This window comes from Solibacillus sp. FSL R5-0449 (assembly GCF_037975215.1).
Lineage (GTDB): Bacteria > Bacillota > Bacilli > Bacillales_A > Planococcaceae > Solibacillus.
Map to the genome: position 1 here is coordinate 468,558 of NZ_CP150239.1, position 26,192 is coordinate 494,749.

Sequence of the window (26,192 nt, forward strand, 5' to 3'; positions counted from 1 at the left end):
ATATAACATATCATTGTATAATATGTACGTTAAACTTATATCAGACTAAAGGAGATAAAAAATGCTTTATAGTATTATGCTTTTTCTACATATTATAGGTACAGTTATGATGTTTATAGCAGTCGGGTTAACGATTACTGCAATGATTGCGATGCTATACTCAAAGAAAACAGAAACGCTGCGTGTTTGGGCAGCATTGGCCGTTAAAGTTGATGGACTATTGCCATTTAGTGTCATCATTATTTTCCTGCCGGCATTATATTTGGTGATTACTACTTGGGGCTGGCACGCGGCTTGGATCAATCTTTCATTAGCGGCACTGATTGTAATGACGTTCATGGGACCAGCTATTAACCTGCGCCGTTTAAAAAATATTTTAAAAGCTGCCGATGCAGAAACGGCTAGTACTCCATCTGCTACATTAGTTAAAACTGTGCAGGACCGTTTACTGTGGATTTCTGTCATTACAATGACAGCACTGGCGGTTGCCATTGTATTTTTAATGACGGTAAAACTAGAAATGCTCGGGTCACTTGTAACTTTCGGGGTAGCTATAGTAGCAGGATATATTATTTCCGCTTTGATTTTAAAAAGACCATCTTTGAGCAATTAAAATACCGATTATTTTTTACCACTTAGAACGGAGTCAAAGCTACGTTTTAGGTGGTTTTTTATAATTAGTTCCAACTTTCCCATCATTCACGCACCAGATCATTCAATGGTATACTATTTCCAAAGTTGAAATTATGGAGTGGTCTTTTTGGCGAAGAAGCAAGCAAAAACAAATGCAGTTCGTTTAATTGAGCAGAAAAAAATTGCACATGAAATCTTTGAGTATACGATCAACGATGGGGAAGCAGTGGATGGATTGACCGTTGCCGGCAAAATCGGCCAGCCTGCCCTTCATGTCTATAAAACATTGGTTGCAACTGCAGGAAAGGGCAATTATTTTGTTTTCGTCATTCCCGTAGATGCGGAATTGAATTTAAAGGCCGCAGCAAAAGTGGTAGGGCAAAAGAAAATTGAGATGCTTCCGGTTAAGGAGCTTCTTGGCTTAACGGGTTATATTCGCGGGGGCTGCTCACCGATCGGGATGAAAAAGCTTTTTCCGACTATTATTGAGGAAGCGGCGACTGCATTGGATTATATTATTGTCAGTGCAGGCAAAATCGGGATGCAGATTAAGCTTGCACCGGAAGATTTACAAAAGGCAACGAACGGTCAATTTGCATCGATTGTCTCATCATAGAAAGAAGGATTGTTGTGTCGAAGAAATTTAAATGGCAATGGGGAAGTTTTTTTGTAGGAATGATGATCATGGCGCTTGGAATTACGATGACGATTAAAGGAAATGTTGTCGGAACAGCTCCATGGGATGTTTTCCATATTGGTCTTTATAAGCAGATCGGATTGACGATCGGTTCTTGGTCTATTTTAACGGGGCTGACGATTATTATCGGAACATCGATTTATTTGAAACGCATACCGAAACTTGCGACATTTTTAAATATGCTGTTCATCGGTTCATTTATTGATTTGTTCAACTGGCTCCTGCCAGAGACCAATATTTTTGCACTGGAACTTGCGTATTTTACGGGCGGCTTTTTTGTAATGAGCATTGGCTGTGCACTTTATATTGCGGCAAGTCTTGGTGAAGGTCCGCGTGATACAATTATGATGATAATTGCGAGTAAAGGCTATTCAGTGAAAACAGGCAGGCTCGTAATGGAAGTATTTGCGACAGGTGCCGGATGGCTGCTTGGCGGTCCTGTTGGTTTCGGGACGGTTGTTTTAGCGCTCGGTACAGGTTATGTCATTCAGCCGTCATTATTTTTCTTTAAACGAAAGCTTGAGGAAATAATCGGAGAGCCGCTTACATAAAATTTTCATTCTCTGTGCTAAAATATAGTGGAAATAGATATCGAAAGGATGAACGCGCATGTCAAACGTATTAAATACCTTTTTAGATGAAAACTTACTGGCACTACAAGCACAAGGTTTATACAACGAAATCGATCCGGTAGAAGGAGCAAACGGCCCGATTATTAAAGTTGGAGGCAAACAGCTTGTAAACCTGTCATCAAACAACTACTTAGGCTTGGCGACGAACGATGAGCTGAAAAAGATTGCTCAGGACACAATTGCCACATACGGTGTTGGTGCAGGTGCTGTTCGTACAATTAACGGTACGCTCGATCTACACGTAAAACTGGAAGAAACATTAGCAAAATTTAAAGGGACAGAAGCAGCAATCAGCTATCAATCAGGCTTCAATTGTAATATGGCGGCAATTTCTGCTGTTATGGACAAAAATGATGCGATTTTATCGGATGCACTAAACCATGCTTCAATTATCGACGGCTGTCGTTTATCTAAAGCGAAAATTATTCCATTTGCCCATGCAGATATGGATGATTTACGCGCAAAAGCAAAAGATGCAACAGAATCAGGCCTATACAATAAAGTAATGGTCATTACAGACGGTGTTTTCTCGATGGATGGCGATATTGCCAAGCTTCCGGAAATCGTTGAAATCGCAAAAGAGTTTGACCTAATCACTTATGTAGATGATGCACATGGTTCAGGCGTTACTGGTAAAGGTGCCGGAACAGTGAAGCATTTCGGTCTGCAACATGATATCGACTTCCAAATCGGTACATTGTCAAAAGCAATCGGTGTTGTCGGCGGTTATGTGGCAGGGAAGAAAAACCTGATCGACTGGCTAAAAGTTCGTTCTCGTCCGTTTTTATTCTCAACAGCATTACCACCAGGGGATGTAGCGGCGATTACACGCGCGGTAGAGATGATTATGGAATCGACAGAGCTGCATGACAAGCTTTGGGAAAACGGTCAGTATTTAAAAGACGGCCTAGCAAAACTTGGCTTTAATATTGGGGAATCGGAAACACCGATTACACCATGCATTATCGGCGAAGAAAAGCTAACACAACAATTCTCGAAACGCTTGCTTGAAGAAGGCGTGTATGCAAAAGCAATCGTGTTCCCGACAGTACCAAAAGGAACAGGTCGCGTGCGCAATATGCCAACAGCGGCCCATACGAAAGAAATGCTTGATGAAGCATTAGCAATTTACGAAAAAGTAGGCCGTGAGTTAGAAGTAATTAAATAAACGATATTAAGCTCAGCACTGTTTAGATGGTGCTGAGTTTTTTTGTTTTGTTGTGAAAGTTCAACTTTAGAGCCTTCTATGGTTTAATAAATTTCAAAATGGCGATTATCTGTACAGAAGTGTCTATTAACTGGGGGAAGTGGCGATTATGCGGATGAAAGTGGCGAATATATTTAATAAATGGCGATTATCGTTAATAAAATGGCGAATATACTTACACAGCCAATTCTCAAACTGCTTTTTACAATGAATTGGCGAATAAGCTTAGATATTTGGCTATTAAAGTAAGGAGAATGGCGAATATAAATTTGCCATTCTCTTATACAAAGTTGAAGCATGTCTTCATTTTGACCATCATTCAAATTGTTAAACCTTATTATTTCACAACCGTCTGCGCAAACAGACCAAGCTTCGCAACACGGTGCATTGCTTCGCGCAAACGTTCTTCATCGACGAGCAGCCCGACGCGAATATAGCCTTCGCCGTACTCGCCAAACCCATTGCCGGCTGCAACGGCAATATCCGCTCTTTCCAGTAAAAAGTCCGCGAACAGTTCACTCGTATATGGTGCAGGTACAGGAAGCCATGCAAAGAATGAACCTTTCGGAGCGGTCACTTCCCAGCCGATTTTATGAGCTTCTTCAACGAGCACATTGCGGCGGCGCTCATATAATGCACGCAATTCCTCAACACAAGATTGTTCTTCATTCAGTGCTACTGCTGCAGCATGCTGAATCGCCGGGAACTGGCTGCAAAACAGATGGTCCTGAATAATATTGATCGCTTCAATCATTTTTGCGTTACCAACAGCAAAGCCGATGCGCCAGCCTGCCATATTGTATGATTTGGACAATGTATAAAGCTCAATGCCGACTTCTTTTGCACCGGGTGCCTGCAGGAAGCTTGGCGGGCGTTCTCCATCAAAGCCGAGTGCCCCGTAAGCGAAGTCATGGGCAACCGCAATGTTATTTTCTTTAGCGAACTGTACGGTCTGTTTAAAAAATTCGGGCGTTGCGACACCGCCAGTCGGGTTGTTCGGATAGTTTAAATACATCATTTTTGCCCGGCTTTTAATTTCTGCGGACAATGCCTTGTATTCCGGCAAAAAGTGATTTTCCTCTTGAAGCGGCATCGTATCAAACTTCACATCCGCAAGTGCGACACCGGATAAGTAATCCGGATAACCCGGATCAGGAAGGAGCATATAATCACCCGGATTCAGGAGACCAAGCGGAAGTTCGACTAAACCGATTTTCGTTCCGCCAAGGATGGCCACTTCTGTAGTGGGATCAATGTCGATATCATACTCACGTTTATAAAAGTCTGCAGCTGCCTGCTTGAGCTCTGCAATACCACGGAACGGAGAATATTTGTGCGTTTGCGGATCGTTTGCCGCATTTTGCAGTGCCTCCACAATATGTGCCGGTGTTGGCTGATCGGGATTCCCTTGACCTAAATTAATCACATCGCGCCCTTGGGCTAGCGCTTCATTTACTTTGTTTACAAGTGCTGCGAAAAACTGTTGAGGTAACTGCTGCAGCTTTTTCGAGAATTCAATCATTCTTTATCACCTCTGAAAAATAGTAAGGTTAATGTTAGTCTAAAACTTCACTTAAGTAAAGTGAAGATTTTGACAACTTATAATGAGATGTTACAATGAGTACGAATATGCGAAAATAGATTCGCACGGAATATTTAAGGCGGTGGCAGTTATGAAAATTGGTTGTATTCAATTGAATGTTGGTTTTGGCAAGGTTGATGAAAACTATGAACGCGCGGAGAAGTTTATTCGAGAAGCGGTAGCAGGCGGCGCGGAAATCGTTGTATTACCGGAAATGTGGAATACAGGCTATGCGCTTGAAAAACTGGAAGAGCTGGCGGACGAAAATGGGGAACGTACGAAAGCATTTTTAAGCAGGCTTTCAAAAGAATTGGCGGTACATATTGTAGGTGGATCGGTATCGGTGAAGCGTGATGATAAGTTTTACAATACGATGTACACGTACAGTCGTGATGGGGAGTTAGTTGGCGAGTACAGTAAAGTGCATTTATTCCGCTTAATGAATGAGCATTTGTATTTGGAATCCGGCAGTGACATGAACCGTTTCGCATTAGGCGAACTTGAAGCAGGCGGAGCGATTTGCTATGATATTCGCTTCCCGGAATGGCTGCGTTCCCACGCGTTGGATGGCGCTAAGGTACTGTTCGTACCTGCACAATGGCCAACACCACGTATTGACCACTGGAAAATATTACTGCAGGCGCGAGCAATTGAAAACCAGTGCTTCGTCGTTGCGGTAAATCGTATTGCCCGTAAAGTGGAAAATTTCAATGGTCAGTCAATGATTATCGGGCCATGGGGTGAAGTGCTTTGGACAGGCGCAGAAGATGAGGAGCTGGCGATTATTGACGTTGATTTTTCAACAGTTGATGAAGTGCGCGGCCGCATCCCTGTATATGAAGATCGCCGTCCGGGTCTCTATGAAAAAGTAATAAAAGAATAAATTTTAAAGCGTACTGGATGAATGCCGGTGCGCTTTTTTTGCATTTAGCAGCAAATTAACTCACTGATACATAAAAAAATCTCTCCAGAACCAAAACAACCACTACTTTCCACTTGCCATCTCACACGTCTCATTTTAATATAAGAACAAATGTTCGATACAAGGAGATGAGCTTTATGTATGAAAATGCGCCGGAACGTTCGATTATTTGTATTGATATGCGCAGTTTTTATGCAAGCTGTATTGCGTCGGTTGAAAATTTAAATGTAATGGAAGTCCCGATTGCGATTGTCGGAAATTTTCAGCAAAAGGGAAGTGTTGTACTTGCAGCATCCCCTCCGATGAAAAAGCGCTTTAATATTCGCACAGGTTCGCGATTGTACGAAATCCCGCCACATCCGGATATTCGTCTTTTTGAGCCGCGGATGTCATTTTTTATACGCATATCAATGGAAATTACACGTCTGTTCAACGAATTCGTTCCAAAAGAGGCCATTCATGTATATAGCGTCGACGAAAGTTTTATCGATTTAACCGGAACCGAAAAATTATGGGGACCGCCTGAAGAAACGGCAAAATACATTCAGCAGCTCGTTTACAACCAATTTGAAATTCCATGTGCAGTCGGTTTCGGCCCAAATATGCTGATGGCAAAATTGGCGCTCGATATCGAAGCAAAAAAGACGGGATTTGCAAAATGGACATATAATGATGTACCGGAAAAACTGTGGCCGATTATGCCGCTATCCACGATGTGGGGAATCGGCAGCCGTACGGAAAGAACGCTGAATCATATGGGCATTTACTCGGTCTATGATTTGGCGCATGCCGATTTAGCGTTACTAGAAAAGCGCTTCGGCGTTCTCGGCAATCAGCTGTATTACCATGCGTGGGGAATCGATCACTCGACAGTCGGTGCGCCGATTATGCAAGGACAAATCAGCTTCGGCAAGGGGCAGATGCTGATGCGCGATTATCGCAGTCGAAAGGAAATTTTAGTCGTATTGCTGGAAATGTGTGAAGACGTGGCGAGGCGGGCGCGGGAAGCGAAAAAAATCGGACGGACGATTTCATTAGGGCTTAGCTACAGTAAAGATGCCTTCGGGGGTGGATTTCATCGTTCACGCACAATCGATGAGCCGACAAACGATACATTGAAAATTTTCGAAGTGTGCAAGCAGCTGCTTGACGAATTTTATGCCGAACGACCGGCACGCAAAATTACGATTACATTAAGCAATATTGAAAGCGAATATTCGATGCAGCTCAGCCTGTTCGATGAAATGCGTTGGCGCAACCGCAAGCTCGGAGAAACGATGGACCGTTTACGTACGAAATACGGTACAACAGCGATATTGCGTGCTGTTTCCTATACGGAAGCAGGTACTGCACTGACACGGGCTAAATTAGTAGGCGGGCATAAACAATAAGGAGTGAAGGCGATGAACAAGGATAGAGGAACAATTAAATGGAACGCAATGATGCTGCCGGAGCATGTCAAACTATTGCGTGAATGGCAAGAAGAGGACGCACTTGTTACCCAACCCCAACTCGACGAAGCCCAGTTAGAACAAATTAACATCAATCTGCAGAGAGCCTACACAGAGCATTGCCCGATCCAACTAAAAGTATGGGAGCAAACAGGCCACTATACAGTTTCCGGGGCAATTCAAAAAATCAACATCCACGAACAATACGTAAAACTGACAAACAGCGAAAAAATTCAGTTCCACCATATTTATGAAGCGCTATTGGATGAGTAGACTTTCCAATTGTCCAATAAAAAATAGAAACGATAAAACCAGATATTAAGCAAGTTGATTGGAATGGAGGGGAGGCGACTCCAGCGGGAATAGCGCGAGCGAGAGACTACAGGCTCGAGCCGTGCCCGCGGAAAGCGTCCGACCCGGAATGGAAATCAACCCCATTTTAGAAAGAGAAATTAATTTCTCTCAATCTTATAACGAGAACCACCCTAATAGAAGCAATTTTTCTATTCGAATATTTCACACGTACAAATGTATTGCTCAAAAAGAATATTTTTAACGTATTGTTTTTTACAAAAGAACACCCTATAATAAATTTCATGAAAATGTTTGAACATCAAGTTTTGTGGATGGCTCTATGTATTTTCCACAAGGACATTTGTTTTAATAGATGAGAAATAATAGACGGTATATTCAGCGGTAACAGGCTGAAAAACTGTCTTTTAAAGGATAGGGAGGCTTCAGCTTGAAGAAAATTATGGTGACCGGTGCTTTAGGTCAAATTGGTTCGGAATTAGTAGAGAAATTACGCCATACGTATGGCACAGATAATGTATTGGCAACAGATATTCGAAAAATTGATCAGCATGAAGGTCCATTTGAAGTATTGGATGTAACAGATGGGAAACGCATGCACACACTTGCCCATGATTTTGGTGCAGACACGATGATACACATGGCTGCATTACTCTCGGCAACAGCAGAAAAAAATCCGGTATTCGCCTGGAATTTAAATATGGGCGGTTTAATGAATGCACTTGAAGTGGCACGTGAACTGGATATGCAGTTTTTCACGCCAAGTTCAATCGGCGCGTTCGGTCCTTCTACGCCAAAGGACAATACACCACAAGATACACTGCAGCGCCCAACAACGATGTACGGTGTCAATAAAGTAGCAGGCGAATTATTATGCGACTACTACTACACACGTTACGGACTGGATACACGCGGTGTCCGTTTCCCGGGGTTGATTTCTTATGTGACGCCACCTGGTGGAGGAACGACGGACTATGCGGTAGATATTTATTATAAAGCAATTGCGGAAGGACGCTACACATCGTATATTGCAGAAGGTACGTATATGGATATGATGTATATGCCGGATGCACTGCAGGCCATTGTTGATTTAATGGAAGCAGACCCGGCAAAGCTTATGCATCGCAATGCATTTAATATTTCGGCGATGAGCTTTGAGCCGTCTCAAATCGCAGCCGAAATTAAAAAGCATATTCCTGGCTTCACAATGGATTATGATGTGGACCCAATTCGTCAGGCAATTGCCGACAGCTGGCCAAATGCAATCGACTCATCAGCAGCGATTAAGGAATGGGGCTTTAAAGCAAGCTACGATCTGGAAAAAATGACGGTCGATATGCTGGAAAAACTAAAAGTACGATTAGCGCAAAACGCAATTTAACTTATAGAAGCGAGTGAAACTGTTGGCAAGCAGTTCACTCGCTTTTTTATTTTATAGGGCTGCCTGCGGATAGCCTTTATGAAAAGCGAAATTCAGTAATTTCCATTTTCCGCAGAAAAAAGAAATTGCTGCATTATTGACAAAATATTTTCATTTTTCAGTATATTATATTAGAATGATGTTGTGGGAGAAATTAGGAGGCGTTTTATCAGTAATGGGGATTGCCGGTAAAAGATAACGTCTCATAAAAGGGGGAAATATATAATGATGATGCAAACACCACTCGTTCTAACAGATATGATTAAGCGTGCAGAAACGTATTATGCACACAAAGAAATTATTTCACGTACAAGTGAGGAAAAGGTTCATCGCCTTACATACGGGCAATGGGTGAAACGCACAAGAAAGCTGGCGCACGCATTAACCAAGCTGGGCATGGAGCGCGGCGACAAGATTGCGTCGTTTGCCTGGAATCAGCACCGCCATTTAGAAGCATATTTTGCGGTTCCATGTACAGGTGCAATTTTGCATATGGTTAATATCCGCCTGTCACCGGAACATATTGCGTACATTATTAATCATGCGGAAGATAAAATAATTTTAATAGATGAAGATTTAGTGCCGCTCATTGAAGAAGTGCAGTCGGAGCTGAAAACAATTGAACATTACATCATTATGGCGGATGGGGAGCTGCCGGAAACGACTTTGCCGAATGTACTGTCATACGAGGCATTGCTGGAAGAAGCAGATGAAAACTTTGCGTTCCCGGAAGATTTGGATGAAAATGCGCCGGCAAGCATGTGCTATACAAGCGCAACAACAGGAAATCCAAAAGGGGTCGTGTATACACATCGTTCGCTCGTACTGCATTCCATGTCGATTTCAATGGTGGATACGATGGCAATTTCAGAACGTGACACAATTTTACCGATTGTTCCGATGTTCCATGTCAACGCTTGGGGGATGCCGTTTGCAGCAGTGAATGTAGGGGCGACGCAAGTATTGATCGGCTCTCAGTTTACACCGTCATTAATATTGGATTTCATTGAGCAATACAATGTAACGAAAACCGCGGGTGTCCCGACAATCTGGCTTGGCGCATTGCAGGAGCAGGAAAAAAGAGCACGTAATTTATCGACATTACAAGCTATTTTCTGTGGAGGGTCTGCTTCACCAAAAGGGCTTATTAAAAAATATGAAGAAATGGGCGTCAATTATATTGTGGCATACGGCATGACGGAAACTTCACCGATTGTTTCAATGTCACGTGATATGTCACATATGGATGACTGGTCATTGGATGAAAAAATCGAAACACGCGCGATGCAAGGTTTAACGGTTCCGGGGATAGAGTCAAGCATCGTCAATGAAAACGGTGAAGTACCTTGGGATGGCGAAACAATGGGCGAGCTGCGTCTGCGTGGTCCATGGATTGCGGCAGAATATTATAAAGATGAACGTACAGCGGAAGCATTTTCTAATGGTTGGCTATATACAGGTGATATCGCGGTTCGTTCAAAAGAGGGATTCATTAAAATAACAGATCGAACGAAAGATTTGATCAAATCCGGTGGTGAGTGGATCTCGTCCGTTGATTTGGAAAATGCGCTCATGTCGCATGAAGCGGTATTTGAAGCGGCGGTCATCGCCATTCCACATGCGAAATGGCAGGAGCGTCCGCTGGCATGTGTTGTCCTGAAAGAGGGAGCAAATGCAACTAGAGAAGAGCTAACGTTATTTTTGGAAGGTCAATTTGCTAAGTGGTGGTTGCCGGATGATATCGTCTTCTTAACGGAAATTCCGAAAACTTCTGTCGGGAAATTCTTAAAGGCAAAGTTACGCGAAAATGTGAATGAAATTTATCCACAGCTCCAACTATAGTGTGGAATGAAATAAAAAACGGGAAAGCATCGAATTACCGAGCGTTCCCGTTTTTTGTCGTCCCGCCTACGAAAAAGCGTTTCATAAGGGAGAGTCCTAAGTTGAAAAGGAAAATAATGAGTGCAACACGAAAGAATGCGACAAAGTATTGCCAAGTCGTTGTGCTGTCAATGAACAGCTTTGGCATGCTATCGACTAGCACATAAGTAAAATAACCGGCAATCGCGACAAAAAACAAACCCGCAAAAAAGTCCTTTACATTCATCTTGAACCCCCACTAAATAGATTTAATCAAAGGATACCATATAAAGGAAACAGAATATATATATAGAAGAAAGTAGGATGCAAAGGTACTGATTGAAATGGGGGAACCCACTTATTCACTAGTCTTTGCATCCTCTTTATAAGCAACGACTAAATTACAGCCGTCTTCTTCGTTGCCTGTACAAGCGCTTCGATTGTTGCCCAGTCTTGCTCAACGAGTGCTGTAACAATTTTACTGCCGACAATTACGCCATCCGCAATGTCACCAAAGCTTTTTACATGTTCAGTCGTAGAAATACCGAAACCTGCCAATACCGGAATATTGCTTGCTGCTTTCAAGTTTGTAAAGTGACCGGCAAGTTCTGTGGCAAAGCTTGCGCGTTCACCGGTAATACCGTTTACCGTAACCGCATAAACGAAGCCTTCACTTGCAGCGGCTAATTTTTTAATTCGTTCAGGAGGGCTCATCAATGATACGAGCTGGACGAGTGCAATGCCGTTTTCCTTTAACGCATCATGCAATAAGGCACTTTCTTCAAAAGGCATATCCGGTACAATCAGTCCTTCGACACCACCACGTTTTGCATCCTCTGCAAATACTTCAATTCCATAAGCCAGAATCGGGTTTAAGTACGTCATGACAACGAGCGGAATATGGATTTCCTGTGCAAAGCTTTGGAGTTCATCCAGTACCTTTTTCAATGTCACACCTTTGGCAAGTGCCCGTTCACCGGCTTGTTCAATAGTTGGTCCATCAGCTACAGGATCTGTAAATGGAATGCCGACTTCAATTGCGGAAACCCCGATTTGCTGAAGCTTTAATATAGTAGGTTTTAATGTTTCAAGCCCGCCATCGCCTGCCATAATATAAGGAACAAATGCTTTATCCCCTGCTGCTAATACGTTTTCTAGCTGTTTTTGCAATGTCATTTCACGCCACCTCCAAGTTTATCCATTAATGTGTGAACATCTTTGTCCCCGCGTCCTGATAAGCAAACAACAACAATTTCATCGGCAGGTCGGTCCTTGGCAAATTGACTTGCATAGTAAACTGCATGTGCGCTTTCCAATGCCGGTAAAATTCCTTCCGTTTCACATAACAGCTTCACACCTTCAAGTGCCTCTTCATCTGTAACAGAAGGGTAGGCTGCACGACCTGTTTCATGTAAATGGCAGTGTTCCGGTCCAACTCCCGGATAATCAAGCCCCGCAGAAATTGAATGCGCTTCTTGAACAAAGCCATTGTCATCCTGCAATAAATACATGAATGCACCGTGAAGGACACCGGTTTTCCCGACATGAATTGCTGCCGCGTGTTTGTCGGTATTGACACCTGAACCTGCAGCCTCCACTCCGTATAATGCTACATCTTGATCTTCCACAAATGGGTAGAACATTCCGATTGCATTACTGCCGCCACCGATACAAGCAATAACTGTATCCGGAAGACGTCCTTCCTGCTGTAAAATTTGGGCACGTGTTTCATCCCCGATGACACGCTGGAAATCACGGACAATTGTAGGGAAGGGGTGTGGTCCAAGTGCCGATCCTAAAATGTAATGCGTATCTTCTATATGCGTAACCCAGTGACGCAACGCTTCATTAACTGCATCCTTTAATGTAGCGGAGCCTTTTTCTACTGCAACAACTTTTGTCCCGAGCAGCTCCATACGGAAAACGTTCAGTTGCTGGCGGCGTACATCTTCTGCCCCCATATAAACGATACATTCCATATCAAGCAATGCACACGCAGTTGCCGTTGCGACACCGTGCTGACCTGCACCTGTTTCAGCAACAATTTTTTTCTTCCCCATACGTTTTGCTAAAAGTGCCTGGCCAATCGCGTTATTTATTTTATGTGCACCAGTATGGTTTAAATCTTCTCGTTTTAAATAGATTTTCGCACCGCCGACTTTTTTCGTTAAACGCTCCGCAAAATAGAGGGGAGTTTCACGTCCGACATATTGCTTTAAATAATAGTCAAGTTCTTCCTGGAAAGAGGGGTCCTTTTTTGCTTCCTCATATGCAAGCTCCAATTCTTCAAGTGAAGTCATCAATGTCTCGGGTACAAATTGCCCGCCGAATCGCCCAAAACGTCCTTTTACTGTCGTCATAAAATCAACTCTCCTTTTGCTGTTTCAATAAAATTCGTAATCGCTGCTGAACTTTTTCGACCATCCACTTCTACACCACTTGAAACATCTACCGCAAATGGCTCGACAAGCATAATCGCCAATCCAACATTTTCTTCATTTAGTCCACCTGCCAAAATGACCTTTTCAAGCGGGATTTTCACTTTATCAAGCAGCATCCAGTCAAAAGACTTTCCGCTTCCTCCACGGAAGTCAGTTCCAGGCGCATCGAACAAATAATAGTCCACATCATATGTTGCCGCACGTGTCACATCGTCTTCGCTACGAATCGAAAATGCTTTAATTGCCGGCAACCCGATTTCCTGAATCTGATCAGGCGTTTCATCTCCGTGATACTGGATATAATCGAGTCCGACTTCTTTTGCAATTTGACGAATAGTGGCTGGTTCCTCATTGACAAAAACCCCGACTTTTTTGACCGTACTCGGAATTGCCTTTGCCAGTTCCACTGCTTCCTCTACCGTAATGCGTCGTTTACTGGGCGCAAACATAAATCCGATAAAATCGGCACCTGCTTTGACCGCTGTTTCCACATGTTCAATTTCTTTTAATCCGCAAATTTTTACTTTTGTCATCGATTTTCGCCAACCTTTGCTGTTATGTCGATTTGTAGTGCTTTAAGTGAATTTTTGACGTCTCCGCTGCGCATTAATGCTTCGCCGACTAATACTCCTTTTGCGCCAGCATTCGCCACAAACTGTGCATCTTCCGGACCTAAAATGCCGCTTTCACTAATAAATGCTATCGGTGAAGGGGGAAGAAGCTGCGCAATTTCAAGTGTTGCTGACAACGAAACATCGAATGTTTTCAAATTCCGGTTATTCACTCCGATAATATTTGCCCCAATAGCAAGGGCACGCTTTAATTCATCGGCATCATGTACTTCAACGAGCACTTCCAGCTGTTGTTCTGTCGCATAGGCGTAAAGGGATTTCAGCTGGTCATCCGTTAATGCTGCGACAATCAACAGGATAACCGATGCGCCGGCCGCTTTCGCATAGTCGATCTGCACTTCATGAATGATGAAATCTTTACATAAAACCGGTATGTCCACAGCATTGGCAACGGCATTTAAATCTGCATAGCTACCTTTGAAAAATGCGCGCTCTGTCAAGACGGAAATACAGGCAGCACCTGCTTCTTCGTATTGTAACGCTTGCTCAACAGGGTCGACTTCTGTCGCAATATCACCTTTAGAAGGGGAAGCACGTTTCATTTCCGAAATTACTTGCAATGAATTGGCTGATATCAGTGTTTCGTATAGGGAAGGGCGGACCTTATCAATTGTTAAAAACACAGGCTTTGTCGAAAGCAATTGTGGCAGCTCAGTCTTTTTTTGGTCAATAATACGGTCTAAAATCGTCATTTTACGGGTTCCTCCTGCGTCTTTTTTTGGCTATAAGCAACGATATTTTCTAATTTTTCATAAGCGCGTCCTGACATTATGCTGTCCTTCGCCATCTCGATTCCTTCTTTCATCGTCTCGGCAAGCCCGTATGCAAAGAAGCCAATGCCGGCATTTAAAAGAACCGTATCGAAATACACGCTTTGTTTTCCTTTTAGTAAGTCACGCATGATAACTGCATTTTCTGCAGGAGAACCGCCGCGAATTGCAGAAAGGGGCTGTGCGGCTAAACCGACATCTTCAGCACGCAGTTTAAATGGAATCATGTCCCCGCGGTCTAGCAGTACAAAAGTGTTTTCACCATCCAGCGAAGCTTCATCCATTCCTTGGGCGCCAGATACGACGATTGCACGTTCTCGTCCCAGCATATGGAGCACTTCCGCATAATCGGTCGTGAAGTTAGGTCGGTTAATGCCGACAAACTGCGTTTTTAACGGAATAGGGTTTGTTAGGGGGCCGACTAAATTGAAAATCGTCGGCTTGCCGATTGCCTGTCGAACTTCACCAATCCGTTTTAACTTCGGGTGCATGTTCGGAGCATGTAAAAAGGCGATACCATGCTGTTTGAGCAATTCAGATGTTTGCTCGATATTCGGCAGCAGTGTAATGCCAAGTGCTTCCAACACATCCGAGCTTCCTGAAGCGCTCGATACTTTCCGGTTGCCGTGCTTTGCTACTGAAATACCGCCACCTGCCAATACAAATGCGGAAGTCGTACTTATATTGAAGCTTTGTAGTCCATCCCCGCCTGTGCCGCAGTTATCGATATAGATGCCTTCGGGTACTTCGACAGCAACTGCATGTGATTTCATGACAGAAGCCAAGCCCGCAACTTCATGTGCCGTTTCTCCTTTTGCACTCATCGCTGTTAAAAATGAGGCAATCTGATCTTTCGGTGTTTGCTCATTAAAAATAAGCTGTGCCGCCTGTTTCATTTCCTCAAAAACTAAATGCTCTTTTCGCTCGATCTGTTCAATATATGGAAGTAAAGACATGTTCATCATCCTTTCAGTAAAGAGTGGAATGGCGCTTCTTCATCTGTTTCCGAGTGAAGCTGTGCGACATTACCTTGAATTATTATCGTTTGTTCCGGTGTTGTGAAATCGACCTGGCCATTAAAGCCGATATAGCCGATCAAGCCTTGTGCTGGCAATAGCCCTTTCACGACGTCGATGGCATGAAGGGTAGGGCTTAACGTACCTGTTGTAACATTGGCAAGCTGCTGCACCGAGTTTTCTGTACTAAAGCGTTCGATTGACGGGGCATCATTTGTAACGGAAATATTCCCGTCCCTTACTTGCATATAGTTTGATTTTGATGTGCCGATTACTGTGCAATCATCAAATTCGACATAGTACATATACGGTGCAGCGTGTTCAACGCGCATTTTCCGGTAAAGGGAAAGGGCCTCGCCAGTAAATTGTGCACGATAACTTCCATTTTCCTCTTTTTCGACATGTTGTAATGTATAGGATGACTGTTCAGGTGTCTGTGTTGTAAACAGCTGTTCAATCAGTTGATCAATATTTGGTGCCACTTGCTCTGCTTCAATATTTGTATGGAAAACAGCAATTTCATCTGTTAAATGATCAAAAATAACGAGTGTATCGTAAACATGGAACTGCAGTTCAGGCAACGGCTTCTGCAATGCGTGAATATAGCCAATGCCGCCACCTGTAAACGGATATTCTGTATGTGATGAAATGCGCGGCATCACTTGCTTCAACAACTGGATCAGCTCGCCTTCATATGTGTAGGCTTTATTGGAATGATGTGTATGATCCAAAAGCTGATCTTCAGTCCCGATATATGTTTTACGCGGGTTGACACCAATGAACGAATAGCGTCCATTACCATCATATTTTGAGGAACTTTCCAATAAAAACTTCCGTTCACCTTGCAGTCGCTGGAAAATAGAAATCGGTGTCAGTAAATCCCCATTTACTTTTTTCATTGATGTACGAAAATGTTGCTGAACTACCATTTGAAACACTCCTTTTTTGAAATAAACTACGCCTTTACGATTCAGATTATTTAGCAATCCTGTAATTAATTTAAAGCTTTGCTGAATAAAAAAAAATCGCCCTCAGCAAAAGAATTAACTTTTGCGAAAGGACGATTTTCACCGCGTTGCCACCTCGTTTGAAGCAAATCAAAAAAACTTGCTTCCACTTAAACCTGATAACGGCAGGGTACCGTCCGCCGACTAACGCCGGCAGCTTTCATAAGGCCCATTCACATTTACCTTTTGGCGTATTTTCACCAGCCATACGCTCTCTGGACAAAACGATAAATGCTACTCTTCTTATTCAACAATTTACTCAACTAAGCTCAACTAAACGAAAACGGTGGTCACGCTCCCGCAACCTGCTACCGTAAATAACAATTTGAATTATGCTTTATTCTAACACTGAAAAATGAAATGTCAAACAATTCTAAAATAAGTTTTCTAAATAAAAAACCAGCCGACATAAAAAAATCAGCTGGTGAAACAATCGAAATTAGATTAATTTTTTGAAATCCAATCGTTTATTTAAAGTGTACATAATCGGTGCTCCAACCGCCAATACAACAAATTCGCCAAATGCTACAAACAGCCAAGTTTCCCAGAACGGGAAGTCAAGCACGATATTCAGCTGTGCTGCAATGATAAACATTGTAAACGTAAATAACGTTGTATTAATAATCAGACGAGCCCAAATATTTTTCACAAACTTACAAATGAATATGAAAATTCCCAGTGTAATAATCGTATGTCCGACACCAAATACTAAATCGATGGGACCGATTGAAGACATCAGGAAATTGGAAATAAATACACCTAAAACTACACCCAACATATAGCGCGGGTTAAATGCGACTAAATGGTTAAAAATTTCGGCAATACGGAACTGTACTTGCCCAAAGCTAATTGGCGCAACAAGCATTGTAACAGCAATATATAATGCTGCAATAATGGCACTCGCTGCAATAAACTTTACCTTCATATGAAATTCCTCCTAGTTTTTTAACGTGGGATGGTTACGAACCACGCAAAGCAACTGCAATCATAGCAATATTGAAAATAAAAGTAAAGATTTATAGGACTTTTTTTTCAAAAAATTTTACAGAGTAGAAAGTTCAACAAACCGCGTCGCTTAGCGGTTTAAAGAGTATTGTCAAAATTCCGAAATGAGGCACATTACCTAGAATAAATTCAGAACATTCTAAATGTTATTGACTATCTAAAAATGACGCGGTAATATTATTTCAACACTTCATCCAAATGAAGTTCGGTGCTTTAAATCGATAAAGTAATTAGGGGGAAATAAGATGAGAAAAAATTTAATGAAGCTGTCCTTTTTGTTATTCGGGCTTCTTTTATTATTAGCTGCTTGTGGCGGGGAAGAGAGCGAGACATCTTCGAATGAGACGTCCAATGGCGAAGCAGTGGATACAGCTAAAGCTGATAGCGATAAAACGTTTAAAATCGGAACAACACAAATTGTTGAGCATCCATCATTAGATGCAGCAAAAGAAGGATTTAAAAAAGCAATTGAAGATGCAGGGATTAAAGCAGAATACGTAGACAAATCTGCAAACAACGATAACAGTGCGAACATGACGATCGCCCAGCAGTTAGTCGGGGAAAATGTAGATCTGATTTTCGCGAACTCAACACCTTCAGCACAGGCGGCAAAAAGTGCAACTTCTGATATTCCGGTTATCTTTACATCGGTAACGGATGCAGTAGGGGCGGAATTGATCGAGTCAATGGCAACACCTGGTGCTAACGTAACAGGTACGATTGATTTACATCCGGAAACAATGCCGAAAACAGTTGCCTTCCTTAAAGAATTAGGGGCAACAAATGTAGGGATGGTATATAACGCGGGTGAGCAAAACTCAGTGGCACAAATCGCGGCAGTAAAAGAAATTGCAGCAAAAGAAGGCGTAACAATTGTTGAAGCGGCAGTATCTGCTTCATCTGAAGTTCGTCAGGCAGCAGAATCTTTAGTAGGAAAAGTAGATGCATTCTATATTATTACTGATAATACGGTCGTTTCGGCACTAGAATCTGTAATCGAAGTAGCAGATGCAAACAAATTACCGCTTATTGTCGGTGAGCTTGATTCAGTAGAGCGCGGCGGTTTAGCTGCATACGGTTTCGAATACTATGATATCGGCTATGAAGCAGGGCAAATGGCAGCACAAATTTTATTGGAAGGCAAAGCACCTTCAGAAGTTCCGGCTGCATATCCGGCTAACTTAAAACTAGTAATCAATAAAGCTACTGCAGAAAACTTAGGGTTGGAAATTAAGCCTGAATGGGAAGCAGAAGTACAATAATTCACATTTATACAAAAAAGCAAGTCAGCCTAAACAGGTATAAAATGTTTAGGCTGACTTGCTTAAAACTTTTAAAAAGTCAGGAGATGATTCGAGATGTTTACAGCTATGTTTGGGTCAGTGGAGCAAGGGATCATCTATGCAATTATGGCACTTGGGGTTTACTTAACATTCCGCGTGCTGGATTTTCCGGATTTAACGGTTGATGGAAGCTTTGTAACGGGAGCAGGTACGGCAGCGATGATGATCGTGCTTGGCTATAACCCGATTCTTGCCACATTGGTCGCAACAGTTGCTGGATTTATTGCTGGATGTATGACAGGAATTTTACACACGAAAGGGAAAATCAATCCGCTGCTTGCAGGGATTTTAATGATGATCGCTCTCTATTCGATTAATCTTCGAATTATGGGATTAAGCTCAGATACCGGTGTAACACGACCAAATATTCCACTATTAAATTCAGAAACAGTTTTTTCGACGTTCGGTTCTTTCTGGTCGAATTTAGGCATTGATTCCGCGATTACAAACGTATTGAAATCAATGGGCTTAGCTTCTGTTCCAACAACTTGGGGTGTTTTAATATTAATGCTTGTTGTGACGACAATTATTAAACTAGTAGTAGACTGGTTCTTAAAAACAGAAATCGGTCTTGCAATCCGCGCAACAGGCGACAATAAACGAATGATTCGCAGCTTTTCCGCAAATACCGATTCATTAGTCATTTTAGGACTCGGAATTTCAAACGGGATGGTGGCATTATCAGGTGCATTAATTGCCCAGTATACAAAGTTTGCCGATGTCGGATTAGGTATTGGTATGATTGTTGTCGGTCTGGCATCTGTAATTATCGGTGAAGCCATTTTCGGAACGAAGTCGATTGTTCGTGTCACATTTGCGGTTATTGCCGGGGCAATAATTTACCGAATGATTTACGCATTGGCGTTACGCGTAAAATGGCTGGACTCAGGGGATATGAAATTAATTACGGCGGTTATCGTTATTTTAGCGCTGGTAATCCCGCAAATCGTAGGGAAATATAAAGAGAAAAAGAGAAAAGCAAAACGTTTGGAAGAGCGTCTCGCGTTACAGCAGGCAAAAGTAGATATTGAGCAGGGAGGGAAGAGCCTTGCTTAAATTAGATGGCATTAATAAAGTATTTAACGAAGGAACACCCGATGAGAAAATTGCGCTGGACAATATTAACTTGCATTTGGCACCAGGTGATTTCGTTACAATTATCGGCAGTAATGGTGCCGGGAAATCGACAATGATGAATATGATTTCAGGTGCATTAACACCAGATTTCGGCTCTGTCGAAATTAACGGCAATGATTTAACCCGCCTGCCGGAATATAAGCGTGCTGTCCATATCGGCCGTGTTTTCCAAGATCCGATGGCAGGTACAGCACCAACAATGACAATCGAAGAGAACTTGGCGATTGCCTATTCTCGTAACACGAAGCGTTCATTGCGCTTCGGTGTTGATAAAAAGCGTCGTGAGTTTTTCAAAACGTCATTGGAAAAACTGCATTTAAATTTGGAAAACCGTTTATCGGCAAAAGTCGGATTATTATCAGGAGGGGAACGCCAGGCATTAAGTTTATTAATGGCGACATTTACGAAGCCTGCGATTTTACTGCTTGATGAACATACAGCAGCACTTGATCCGTCACGGGCTGAACTTATTACAAAGCTGACAAAAGAGCTTGTCGAGGAAAGCCGGCTGACGACATTGATGGTCACGCATAATATGCAGCAGGCGCTCGATTTGGGGAACCGCCTCATTATGATGGATAAAGGGCAAATCATTTTGGAAGTCGGTGAAGACCGTAAACAGGACTTGACGATTCCGGATTTAATGCACGAGTTCGAACAAATCCGCGGCGAAAAAATGAATTCAGACCGCGCGTTATTAGGCTAAATGAGAAGTTCCAGACAGATTTCGAGCTTCTTTTAACGAGTAAGCAATAGCTTGAATTAAAACTTAATTAATTGATTGGAGTGAAGGGGCGAGTGTTCGTGCTGACGGTTTCATCTTTCGCACTGCTAAAACACGAGCTGCCGGCTACGCCCCCGTAACAGAAATCAATTTTAGAAGCAAAAGACTCAATTTTCTCTTGAAGAAAATTGAGTCTTTAAATTTTTTAACAATATTATTTATACAAGTAATGCAAACAGTGTACTGTCGTTATTCACTTCTTTATACTCAAAACCGTTTGCGCACATACGTTCAATTAATCCAGCGTGGTCTTCGCGATGTGCAAGCTCAATGCCGACCAGTGCCGGACCACTTTCCTTATTGTTCTTCTTCGTATATTCAAATGTTGTAATATCATCATTCGGACCAAGCACTTCCGTTAAAAATTGACGTAATGCTCCTGAACGCTGCGGGAAACTTACGATGAAGTAGTGCAGCAGCCCTTCATAAATCAGCGAACGCTCTTTAATTTCCTGCATGCGTCCGATATCGTTGTTTCCTCCCGAAATAATGATGACAACCGATTTCCCGCGAATCTGCTCAGCGTAAAAATCGAGTGCAGCAACCGACAATGCTCCAGCAGGCTCGGCGATAATCGCATGCTTATTATAAAGATCTAAAATAGTCGTACATACTTTACCTTCCGGAACAGCGATAATATCATCCAAATAGTGACGGCATACTTCATACGTATCATGCCCAACACATTTAACAGCAGCCCCATCAACAAATTTATCGATCGTATCCAGTGAAACTACTTCGCCATGTTGGAAAGCAGATTTCATGCTGGCTGCACCTGCAGGCTCAACACCGATAACTTTACTCGAAGGTGATAAGTTTTTAATGTATGAAGAGACACCTGACATTAAGCCGCCACCGCCGATACTGCCAAATACATAATCGATCGGTTCTTCGATATCATTCATAATTTCGACCGCCACTGTACCTTGGCCAGCCATCACATCTGCATCATCGAACGGATGGATAAAAATGCGGTTCTCCTGTTCACAATAGGCAAGTGCGCTTTCCGCAGAGTCATCAAAAGTATCTCCTGCCAGCACAATTTCCACAAAGCTTCTGCCGAACATCCGCACTTGATCGATCTTTTGTTTCGGTGTTGTTTTCGGCATAAAGATTGTCGCTTTAATTTCCAGCTTTGCGCACGCATAGGCAACACCTTGTGCATGGTTACCGGCACTTGCACAGACGACACCTGATGCACGGGCCTCTGTTTCGATTTTTTTGATTTTATAATAGGCACCACGTAATTTAAATGAACGAACATGCTGCAAATCTTCACGCTTAAAGTAAATTTTTGCCCCATACTTTTCTGATAAATAGTCGTTTAATTGCAGGGGTGTATGTACAACAACATCTTTTAAAAAATGATGTGCGATTAATACGTTTTCGACTGCAATCGTATTCGGTTGAGTAACTCCCATTTCCATGTAACCTCCGTCATCTGATTAAAGATTATATTATTCTATCATAAATTTATGTCGTAATGGCGTAAAAATTCTGTAAATTATGAAAATTCATCAATATGCCATAATGAAAGCGGTTTAATAGAGAAATTGAGCATTGATTCAGACAAGATTTCCTTTAATTTGAAACGCGGCTCTAAATCTCGTTGAAGTGCATATCCATGATCGGAACAGGAAAAGCTTATGTATGAAACAAGTCTTAAATCACCTGCCAATGTTTATTTGAAAAACAAAGGGGAAAAATGAATTATTGCGGCAAGGCAATTTTTCGTATAAAGAAAAATTATCGGCAACATCCAAAAACTTATTTCAGGAGGTAACACGATGACTAAAACAGCGATTATTACAGGTGGAGGCAGCGGATTAGGACAGGCAACAGCTATCCGTATGGCTCAGGAAGGTATTAATATTGCGGTAGTGGATGTCAGTGAAAAAGGCGGAAATGAAACGGTTGAACAAGTAAAAGCACATGGTGTAGACGCTATTTTCATTAAAGCGGATGTATCAAAAGCGGAAGAAGTAAAAAACTATGTTGATGAAACAATGAAGCATTTCGGTTCAATTGATTACTTTTTTAACAATGCAGGGATTTCCGGCAGCGGGAAATACTATTTAGAAACTACGATTGAAGAAATCGAACAAATTGTCGGCATCAACTTGCTTGGGGCACTTTATGGTGTGCGCTATGTAGCGGATGTAATGCTGAAAAACGGTGGCGGTTCCATCGTGAATACGGCATCAAGTGCCGGTGTAATTGGACAGGATTCCGTTGTTACCTATTCGGCAACGAAACACGGGATTGTCGGGTTAACAAGAAGTATGGTAGCGGAATACGCGAAAGACGGGCTGCGCGTAAATGCAATCGCTCCAGGTCCTACTGAAACACCAATGGTAAAAGCCTTTTATGAAGCAAACCCGCAAATGAAGGAAAATGCTACAGGGGGAATCCCGCAAAAACGTTTAGGTACACCAGAAGAAGTGGCAGAGCTTGTAACGTTCCTGCTGACTTCAAAAGCAGAGTATATTAATGGGGAAGTTATCCGTATTGACGGCGGCTTCACGAGCACGAAGTAAATAGTAAAAGGGCTGCCCGGAAAGTCAGTAGAAAATCTGACTTTCCGGCAGCCCTTTATTGTCTAATTAAAATAATAAATGCGCAATTGCTGCGATAATCGGAATCGAAATAATTGTACGGATTAAGAAAATCATGAATAGATCCCAAAGCTTTAATGGAAGCTTCGTACCTAAAATCAGTCCGCCGACTTCCGACATGTAAATTAATTGTGTAACCGATACTGTCGCAATGAAGAAGCGTGTCATTTCAGATTCAATGCCTGCACCTAAAACAGAAGGTAATAGCATGTCCGCAAAACCGACAATCATCGTTTGTGCAGCTTCACCGGCTTCAGGAATTTGCAGAAGCGCTAAAATCGGCTCAAAAGGCATCCCTAAAATACGGAAGAAACTTGTAAACTCGGCTAACACTAATGCGATTGTTGCGAATGCCATAATAATTGGTGTAACCGCAAACCACATTTCCAGAACATTAATAAATCCGTTTTTGATCATTTTTCCTAAGTTACGGTTAGAATCGGCTTTCGATAAAGCATTGTGCAAACCAAAAGAAAATACATTATACCCATCTTGTACATCTTCACGGTTTGCAGGTACTTGTGAGCCATCAATTAATGTATCTGCTTTTTGTTTTAACGGATAGATACGAGGCATAATGAATGCTAAAATTAACCCGCAAATAATAACAGAAGCATAAAACTCGATGAAGTAATCACCGATACCGATAGTTTCAACGACAACTAAACAGAAAGTGATCGATACAACTGAGAATGTAGTCGCGATTGTTGCGGCTTCACGAGCTGTATAATTTTTTTCTTCATATTGCTTGCTTGTAAGCAATACGCCGATCGTTCCATCGCCCACCCAAGAAGCAAGGCAGTCAATAGCAGAGCGTCCTGGAATTTTGAATAGGGGACGCATAATTTTTACCATCATCGACCCGAAAAATTCAAGTAAACCGAAGTCTGTTAATAAAGGCAACAATAAACCGGCAAATAAAAACAGTACAAACATGAAAGTTACAAGACCTGCCGCCGGATCAAGTAACACGCCTGTTGTCACATCACTTGTTAAACTTTCAGGCCCGATTTGGAAAACATACATACTTGCAAATATAACTGCAAGCACACGCATGATTGTCCAGAACCAGTTCACACGGAATAATGAATCAACGAGTGTACGCTGTTCTGTTTTTTTCGGAATAAATTGCATTACGACAGATCCTGCCGCCGCAACAATAAATACAATGAATGCGAACCAGTGAATGAATGGCTCTACTTTACCTGCCAAAAAGTTTGCCAGGATCGCAATCGGTACTTTTATGCCGTCTTCTGTATTAATCGGTGTGATAAACAGAAATACACCAAGAGCAGAAAGGGCAATAAACAGAAACCAAGTATACGTAGAAAATTTTGTTTTCATATATGATAACCTCTTTGATTGTTAGTTTGAATATTTATACACTATAAAACGTGATTATTCATTTGTCTACTGTTTTACATAAAGATTAATATTTCTGAAAACTATACTGATTAAAAAATGAATATAATTAGGCCAACGAAAAGTTTATATGCAATAAACATCATATTTTTGAAGAAATAAGCTAAAAACGATCCGAATAAAAATGCAAAAGATGAATAAGGGAAAAAAAGACGTCTGCAAATCGAAAAATATGCAAACGTCCTTAAAATTATAAATATACATTACTCATTAAAAGTGACAGTATAAAATCTTTCATTAGTTAACCAGTTATCCAGTGAGACGTCACCAGTATCTACCCGTTTTTCCGCGTCTTGAATCATCCAGGCTGTTTGAGAAGCATGTGCCTTTAAAGCTTTTAACTTATCTGCTTTGACGGACTCGATATCGATTGTAACATCCGGCTCACCGTTTTTCTCAACTGTGTCATTCGCAAATGCACAAGCTAAAATTCGAGGTCGGTACTGTTTATCGATACGACGTACCGCTTCGACAACCGCGCGTCCAGTTGCTTCATGATCGGGATGGACAGCAAAACCAGGTAAAAATGTGAAGATTAATGATGGATTCAGCTCGACAATCAAATCATTCACGAGCTTGACCATTTTTTCATCATCTTCAAATTCGACTGTTTTATCACGTAAACCCATCATACGCAAATCACTGATACCCATTGCTTCACATGCTTTCATCAGCTCTTTCCGGCGAATTTCCGGCAATGATTCGCGTGTTGCAAATGGAGGATTTCCTAAGTTTCGTCCCATTTCGCCCAATGTTAAACAAGCATATGTAACAGGAACTCCCATGTTGTGGAATAAGCGTAATGTACCTGCAACTGAAAAGGCTTCATCATCCGGGTGCGGATAAACGACTAAAACGTGACGTTCTTCTTGTAATGTCATATTAGCGACCTCCTTAATAAGCAAATGGCGTTTCGCTGATTTCTAATGCAACCGCCAGCTTTCCAGTATTATCTAAACCAGCCATTAGTAAACGGCCCTCATCGTCCAGTTCGAAATGTGTAATTCCTTGCGCGTAGACCCAGCCATGCGGCATTTTAAGTCCAACACGGTGCGGGGCATCTCCTACCACTTTTCCTAATTCATAGCGTATTTGTACATTGCGGATAAATGCGCCTGCATTGAAAAAGCCTTCATTGTAATGTGTTGCATAAGAGCCGTTTGTAGTTTCTAGATGAATAAAAACGTCTTTGTTCGCAAAAGAATTAATTAACTCCTGGAGCTCGTTAGTATTTACTTCCTTCATCACTCTTATTAACTCCTTTCGAATCTTTCTATTAATAGTATAGTCAAAATATATTCGAC

Annotated in this window: 26 protein-coding genes, 1 riboswitch and 1 other annotated feature; of the genes, 13 read left to right on the top strand and 13 right to left on the bottom strand. The window is 42.1% G+C overall.

Features of this window, described 5'->3' with window-relative positions:
* The first annotated feature begins 61 nt into the window (after window positions 1-61).
* From MKY27_RS02345 to MKY27_RS02360, 4 genes are all read left to right on the top strand, one after another.
* Window positions 62-613 carry a hypothetical protein gene (locus MKY27_RS02345; RefSeq protein ID WP_339197424.1) on the top strand — a complete coding sequence of 184 codons (552 nt, stop codon included), beginning with the start codon at window positions 62-64 and terminating at the stop codon, window positions 611-613.
* 147 nt (window positions 614-760) lie between these two features.
* Window positions 761-1,249, top strand: coding sequence for a Cys-tRNA(Pro) deacylase (ybaK, locus tag MKY27_RS02350; RefSeq protein WP_339197426.1), 489 nt, complete (start codon window positions 761-763; stop codon window positions 1,247-1,249).
* 14 nt (window positions 1,250-1,263) lie between these two features.
* On the top strand, window positions 1,264-1,881 hold the full coding sequence (locus tag MKY27_RS02355; protein ID WP_339175048.1) for a YitT family protein: 618 nt from the start codon (window positions 1,264-1,266) through the stop codon (window positions 1,879-1,881).
* Between the two features lie 58 nt (window positions 1,882-1,939).
* A complete protein-coding gene (locus MKY27_RS02360) occupies window positions 1,940-3,130 on the top strand; it encodes a glycine C-acetyltransferase (RefSeq protein WP_339175049.1) in 1,191 nt (396 codons plus the stop codon).
* A 376-nt stretch (window positions 3,131-3,506) separates the two neighbouring features.
* Here the strand turns inward: MKY27_RS02360 and MKY27_RS02365 are convergent, their stop codons facing one another.
* Complete coding sequence (locus tag MKY27_RS02365) at window positions 3,507-4,688, bottom strand: pyridoxal phosphate-dependent aminotransferase (RefSeq protein ID WP_339199598.1); 1,182 nt, start codon at window positions 4,686-4,688, stop codon at window positions 3,507-3,509.
* Window positions 4,689-4,842: 154 nt separating this feature from the next.
* On the opposite strand from MKY27_RS02365, the gene MKY27_RS02370 reads away from it, so the two are divergent.
* The 5 genes from MKY27_RS02370 to MKY27_RS02390 all read left to right on the top strand — a co-directional run bounded on the left by MKY27_RS02370 (window position 4,843) and on the right by MKY27_RS02390 (window position 10,698).
* Entirely contained in the window at window positions 4,843-5,634 is a 792-nt protein-coding gene (locus MKY27_RS02370) for a carbon-nitrogen family hydrolase (protein ID WP_339197428.1), read from the top strand.
* A 176-nt stretch (window positions 5,635-5,810) separates the two neighbouring features.
* Window positions 5,811-7,064, top strand: coding sequence for a UV damage repair protein UvrX (locus MKY27_RS02375; protein WP_339197430.1), 1,254 nt, complete (start codon window positions 5,811-5,813; stop codon window positions 7,062-7,064).
* Between the two features lie 12 nt (window positions 7,065-7,076).
* Window positions 7,077-7,397: a YolD-like family protein gene (locus MKY27_RS02380; protein ID WP_339197431.1), complete on the top strand. Its 321-nt coding sequence runs from the start codon at window positions 7,077-7,079 to the stop codon at window positions 7,395-7,397.
* Window positions 7,398-7,866: 469 nt separating this feature from the next.
* Complete coding sequence (locus tag MKY27_RS02385) at window positions 7,867-8,817, top strand: L-threonine 3-dehydrogenase (RefSeq protein WP_339197432.1); 951 nt, start codon at window positions 7,867-7,869, stop codon at window positions 8,815-8,817.
* Window positions 8,818-9,084: 267 nt separating this feature from the next.
* On the top strand, window positions 9,085-10,698 hold the full coding sequence (locus MKY27_RS02390; protein WP_339199601.1) for a long-chain fatty acid--CoA ligase: 1,614 nt from the start codon (window positions 9,085-9,087) through the stop codon (window positions 10,696-10,698).
* Window positions 10,699-10,732: 34 nt separating this feature from the next.
* On the opposite strand, the gene MKY27_RS02395 is transcribed toward MKY27_RS02390, so the two are convergent.
* The 8 genes from MKY27_RS02395 to MKY27_RS02430 all read right to left on the bottom strand — a co-directional run bounded on the left by MKY27_RS02395 (window position 10,733) and on the right by MKY27_RS02430 (window position 17,507).
* Window positions 10,733-10,963, bottom strand: a complete 231-nt coding sequence (locus MKY27_RS02395) for a sulfate permease (protein ID WP_339175056.1) — start codon at window positions 10,961-10,963, stop codon at window positions 10,733-10,735.
* A gap of 149 nt (window positions 10,964-11,112) precedes the next feature.
* Entirely contained in the window at window positions 11,113-11,892 is a 780-nt protein-coding gene (trpA, locus tag MKY27_RS02400) for a tryptophan synthase subunit alpha (RefSeq protein WP_339197433.1), read from the bottom strand.
* On the bottom strand, window positions 11,889-13,076 hold the full coding sequence (trpB, locus tag MKY27_RS02405) for a tryptophan synthase subunit beta (protein WP_339197436.1): 1,188 nt from the start codon (window positions 13,074-13,076) through the stop codon (window positions 11,889-11,891). The genes trpA and trpB overlap by 4 nt, the downstream gene beginning before the upstream one ends.
* Window positions 13,073-13,690 (bottom strand): phosphoribosylanthranilate isomerase, encoded by a 618-nt coding sequence (locus MKY27_RS02410; RefSeq protein ID WP_339175059.1) that lies wholly within the window; start codon window positions 13,688-13,690, stop codon window positions 13,073-13,075. Before MKY27_RS02410 ends, trpB begins: the two co-directional genes overlap by 4 nt.
* Entirely contained in the window at window positions 13,687-14,481 is a 795-nt protein-coding gene (gene trpC / locus MKY27_RS02415) for an indole-3-glycerol phosphate synthase TrpC (protein ID WP_339175060.1), read from the bottom strand. Before trpC ends, MKY27_RS02410 begins: the two co-directional genes overlap by 4 nt.
* Window positions 14,478-15,515 carry an anthranilate phosphoribosyltransferase gene (gene trpD / locus MKY27_RS02420; RefSeq protein ID WP_339197438.1) on the bottom strand — a complete coding sequence of 346 codons (1,038 nt, stop codon included), beginning with the start codon at window positions 15,513-15,515 and terminating at the stop codon, window positions 14,478-14,480. Before trpD ends, trpC begins: the two co-directional genes overlap by 4 nt.
* A gap of 5 nt (window positions 15,516-15,520) precedes the next feature.
* Window positions 15,521-16,504 (bottom strand): metal ABC transporter ATP-binding protein, encoded by a 984-nt coding sequence (locus MKY27_RS02425; RefSeq protein WP_339197440.1) that lies wholly within the window; start codon window positions 16,502-16,504, stop codon window positions 15,521-15,523.
* Window positions 16,505-16,628: 124 nt separating this feature from the next.
* Window positions 16,629-16,842, bottom strand: a binding site (T-box leader).
* Between the two features lie 179 nt (window positions 16,843-17,021).
* The gene (locus tag MKY27_RS02430; RefSeq protein WP_339197441.1) at window positions 17,022-17,507 is read right to left on the bottom strand and encodes a QueT transporter family protein; all 486 of its coding nucleotides are present in this window, start codon (window positions 17,505-17,507) and stop codon (window positions 17,022-17,024) included.
* Between the two features lie 6 nt (window positions 17,508-17,513).
* A riboswitch (PreQ1 riboswitch) is annotated at window positions 17,514-17,558 on the bottom strand.
* Between the two features lie 274 nt (window positions 17,559-17,832).
* On the opposite strand from MKY27_RS02430, the gene MKY27_RS02435 reads away from it, so the two are divergent.
* The 3 genes from MKY27_RS02435 to MKY27_RS02445 all read left to right on the top strand — a co-directional run bounded on the left by MKY27_RS02435 (window position 17,833) and on the right by MKY27_RS02445 (window position 20,773).
* On the top strand, window positions 17,833-18,849 hold the full coding sequence (locus MKY27_RS02435; RefSeq protein WP_339175065.1) for an ABC transporter substrate-binding protein: 1,017 nt from the start codon (window positions 17,833-17,835) through the stop codon (window positions 18,847-18,849).
* A 96-nt stretch (window positions 18,850-18,945) separates the two neighbouring features.
* On the top strand, window positions 18,946-19,986 hold the full coding sequence (locus MKY27_RS02440; protein WP_339197442.1) for an ABC transporter permease: 1,041 nt from the start codon (window positions 18,946-18,948) through the stop codon (window positions 19,984-19,986).
* Window positions 19,979-20,773 (top strand): ABC transporter ATP-binding protein, encoded by a 795-nt coding sequence (locus tag MKY27_RS02445; protein ID WP_339175067.1) that lies wholly within the window; start codon window positions 19,979-19,981, stop codon window positions 20,771-20,773. The genes MKY27_RS02440 and MKY27_RS02445 overlap by 8 nt, the downstream gene beginning before the upstream one ends.
* 236 nt (window positions 20,774-21,009) lie before the next feature.
* Here the strand turns inward: MKY27_RS02445 and ilvA are convergent, their stop codons facing one another.
* Window positions 21,010-22,278 (bottom strand): threonine ammonia-lyase IlvA, encoded by a 1,269-nt coding sequence (gene ilvA, locus MKY27_RS02450; RefSeq protein WP_339197443.1) that lies wholly within the window; start codon window positions 22,276-22,278, stop codon window positions 21,010-21,012.
* A 360-nt stretch (window positions 22,279-22,638) separates the two neighbouring features.
* Here ilvA and MKY27_RS02455 point away from each other — a divergent pair, with 360 nt between their 5' ends.
* Window positions 22,639-23,388, top strand: coding sequence for an SDR family oxidoreductase (locus tag MKY27_RS02455; RefSeq protein ID WP_339197444.1), 750 nt, complete (start codon window positions 22,639-22,641; stop codon window positions 23,386-23,388).
* A 66-nt stretch (window positions 23,389-23,454) separates the two neighbouring features.
* On the opposite strand, the gene MKY27_RS02460 is transcribed toward MKY27_RS02455, so the two are convergent.
* The 3 genes from MKY27_RS02460 to MKY27_RS02470 form a co-directional block, all read right to left on the bottom strand.
* Complete coding sequence (locus MKY27_RS02460; protein ID WP_339197445.1) at window positions 23,455-24,810, bottom strand: YjiH family protein; 1,356 nt, start codon at window positions 24,808-24,810, stop codon at window positions 23,455-23,457.
* 281 nt (window positions 24,811-25,091) lie between these two features.
* On the bottom strand, window positions 25,092-25,769 hold the full coding sequence (bshB2, locus tag MKY27_RS02465; RefSeq protein ID WP_339197446.1) for a bacillithiol biosynthesis deacetylase BshB2: 678 nt from the start codon (window positions 25,767-25,769) through the stop codon (window positions 25,092-25,094).
* A gap of 13 nt (window positions 25,770-25,782) precedes the next feature.
* Complete coding sequence (locus MKY27_RS02470) at window positions 25,783-26,133, bottom strand: YojF family protein (protein ID WP_339199604.1); 351 nt, start codon at window positions 26,131-26,133, stop codon at window positions 25,783-25,785.
* Window positions 26,134-26,192 lie beyond the last annotated feature (59 nt).

Coding starts and splice junctions, on each gene's coding strand:
- MKY27_RS02430 (WP_339197441.1), bottom strand. CDS start 17,507: ATGAAGGTAAAGTTTATTGCAGCGAGTGCCATTATTGCAGCATTATAT.
- MKY27_RS02435 (WP_339175065.1), top strand. CDS start 17,833: ATGAGAAAAAATTTAATGAAGCTGTCCTTTTTGTTATTCGGGCTTCTT.
- MKY27_RS02390 (WP_339199601.1), top strand. CDS start 9,085: ATGATGCAAACACCACTCGTTCTAACAGATATGATTAAGCGTGCAGAA.
- trpD (WP_339197438.1), bottom strand. CDS start 15,515: ATGTCTTTACTTCCATATATTGAACAGATCGAGCGAAAAGAGCATTTA.
- trpA (WP_339197433.1), bottom strand. CDS start 11,892: ATGACATTGCAAAAACAGCTAGAAAACGTATTAGCAGCAGGGGATAAA.
- MKY27_RS02440 (WP_339197442.1), top strand. CDS start 18,946: ATGTTTACAGCTATGTTTGGGTCAGTGGAGCAAGGGATCATCTATGCA.
- bshB2 (WP_339197446.1), bottom strand. CDS start 25,769: ATGACATTACAAGAAGAACGTCACGTTTTAGTCGTTTATCCGCACCCG.
- MKY27_RS02460 (WP_339197445.1), bottom strand. CDS start 24,810: ATGAAAACAAAATTTTCTACGTATACTTGGTTTCTGTTTATTGCCCTT.
- ilvA (WP_339197443.1), bottom strand. CDS start 22,278: ATGGAAATGGGAGTTACTCAACCGAATACGATTGCAGTCGAAAACGTA.
- MKY27_RS02345 (WP_339197424.1), top strand. CDS start 62: ATGCTTTATAGTATTATGCTTTTTCTACATATTATAGGTACAGTTATG.
- MKY27_RS02455 (WP_339197444.1), top strand. CDS start 22,639: ATGACTAAAACAGCGATTATTACAGGTGGAGGCAGCGGATTAGGACAG.
- MKY27_RS02410 (WP_339175059.1), bottom strand. CDS start 13,690: ATGACAAAAGTAAAAATTTGCGGATTAAAAGAAATTGAACATGTGGAA.
- MKY27_RS02360 (WP_339175049.1), top strand. CDS start 1,940: ATGTCAAACGTATTAAATACCTTTTTAGATGAAAACTTACTGGCACTA.
- MKY27_RS02425 (WP_339197440.1), bottom strand. CDS start 16,504: ATGGTAGTTCAGCAACATTTTCGTACATCAATGAAAAAAGTAAATGGG.
- MKY27_RS02470 (WP_339199604.1), bottom strand. CDS start 26,133: ATGAAGGAAGTAAATACTAACGAGCTCCAGGAGTTAATTAATTCTTTT.
- MKY27_RS02375 (WP_339197430.1), top strand. CDS start 5,811: ATGTATGAAAATGCGCCGGAACGTTCGATTATTTGTATTGATATGCGC.
- MKY27_RS02395 (WP_339175056.1), bottom strand. CDS start 10,963: ATGAATGTAAAGGACTTTTTTGCGGGTTTGTTTTTTGTCGCGATTGCC.
- MKY27_RS02370 (WP_339197428.1), top strand. CDS start 4,843: ATGAAAATTGGTTGTATTCAATTGAATGTTGGTTTTGGCAAGGTTGAT.
- trpC (WP_339175060.1), bottom strand. CDS start 14,481: ATGACGATTTTAGACCGTATTATTGACCAAAAAAAGACTGAGCTGCCA.
- MKY27_RS02380 (WP_339197431.1), top strand. CDS start 7,077: ATGAACAAGGATAGAGGAACAATTAAATGGAACGCAATGATGCTGCCG.
- trpB (WP_339197436.1), bottom strand. CDS start 13,076: ATGACGACAGTAAAAGGACGTTTTGGGCGATTCGGCGGGCAATTTGTA.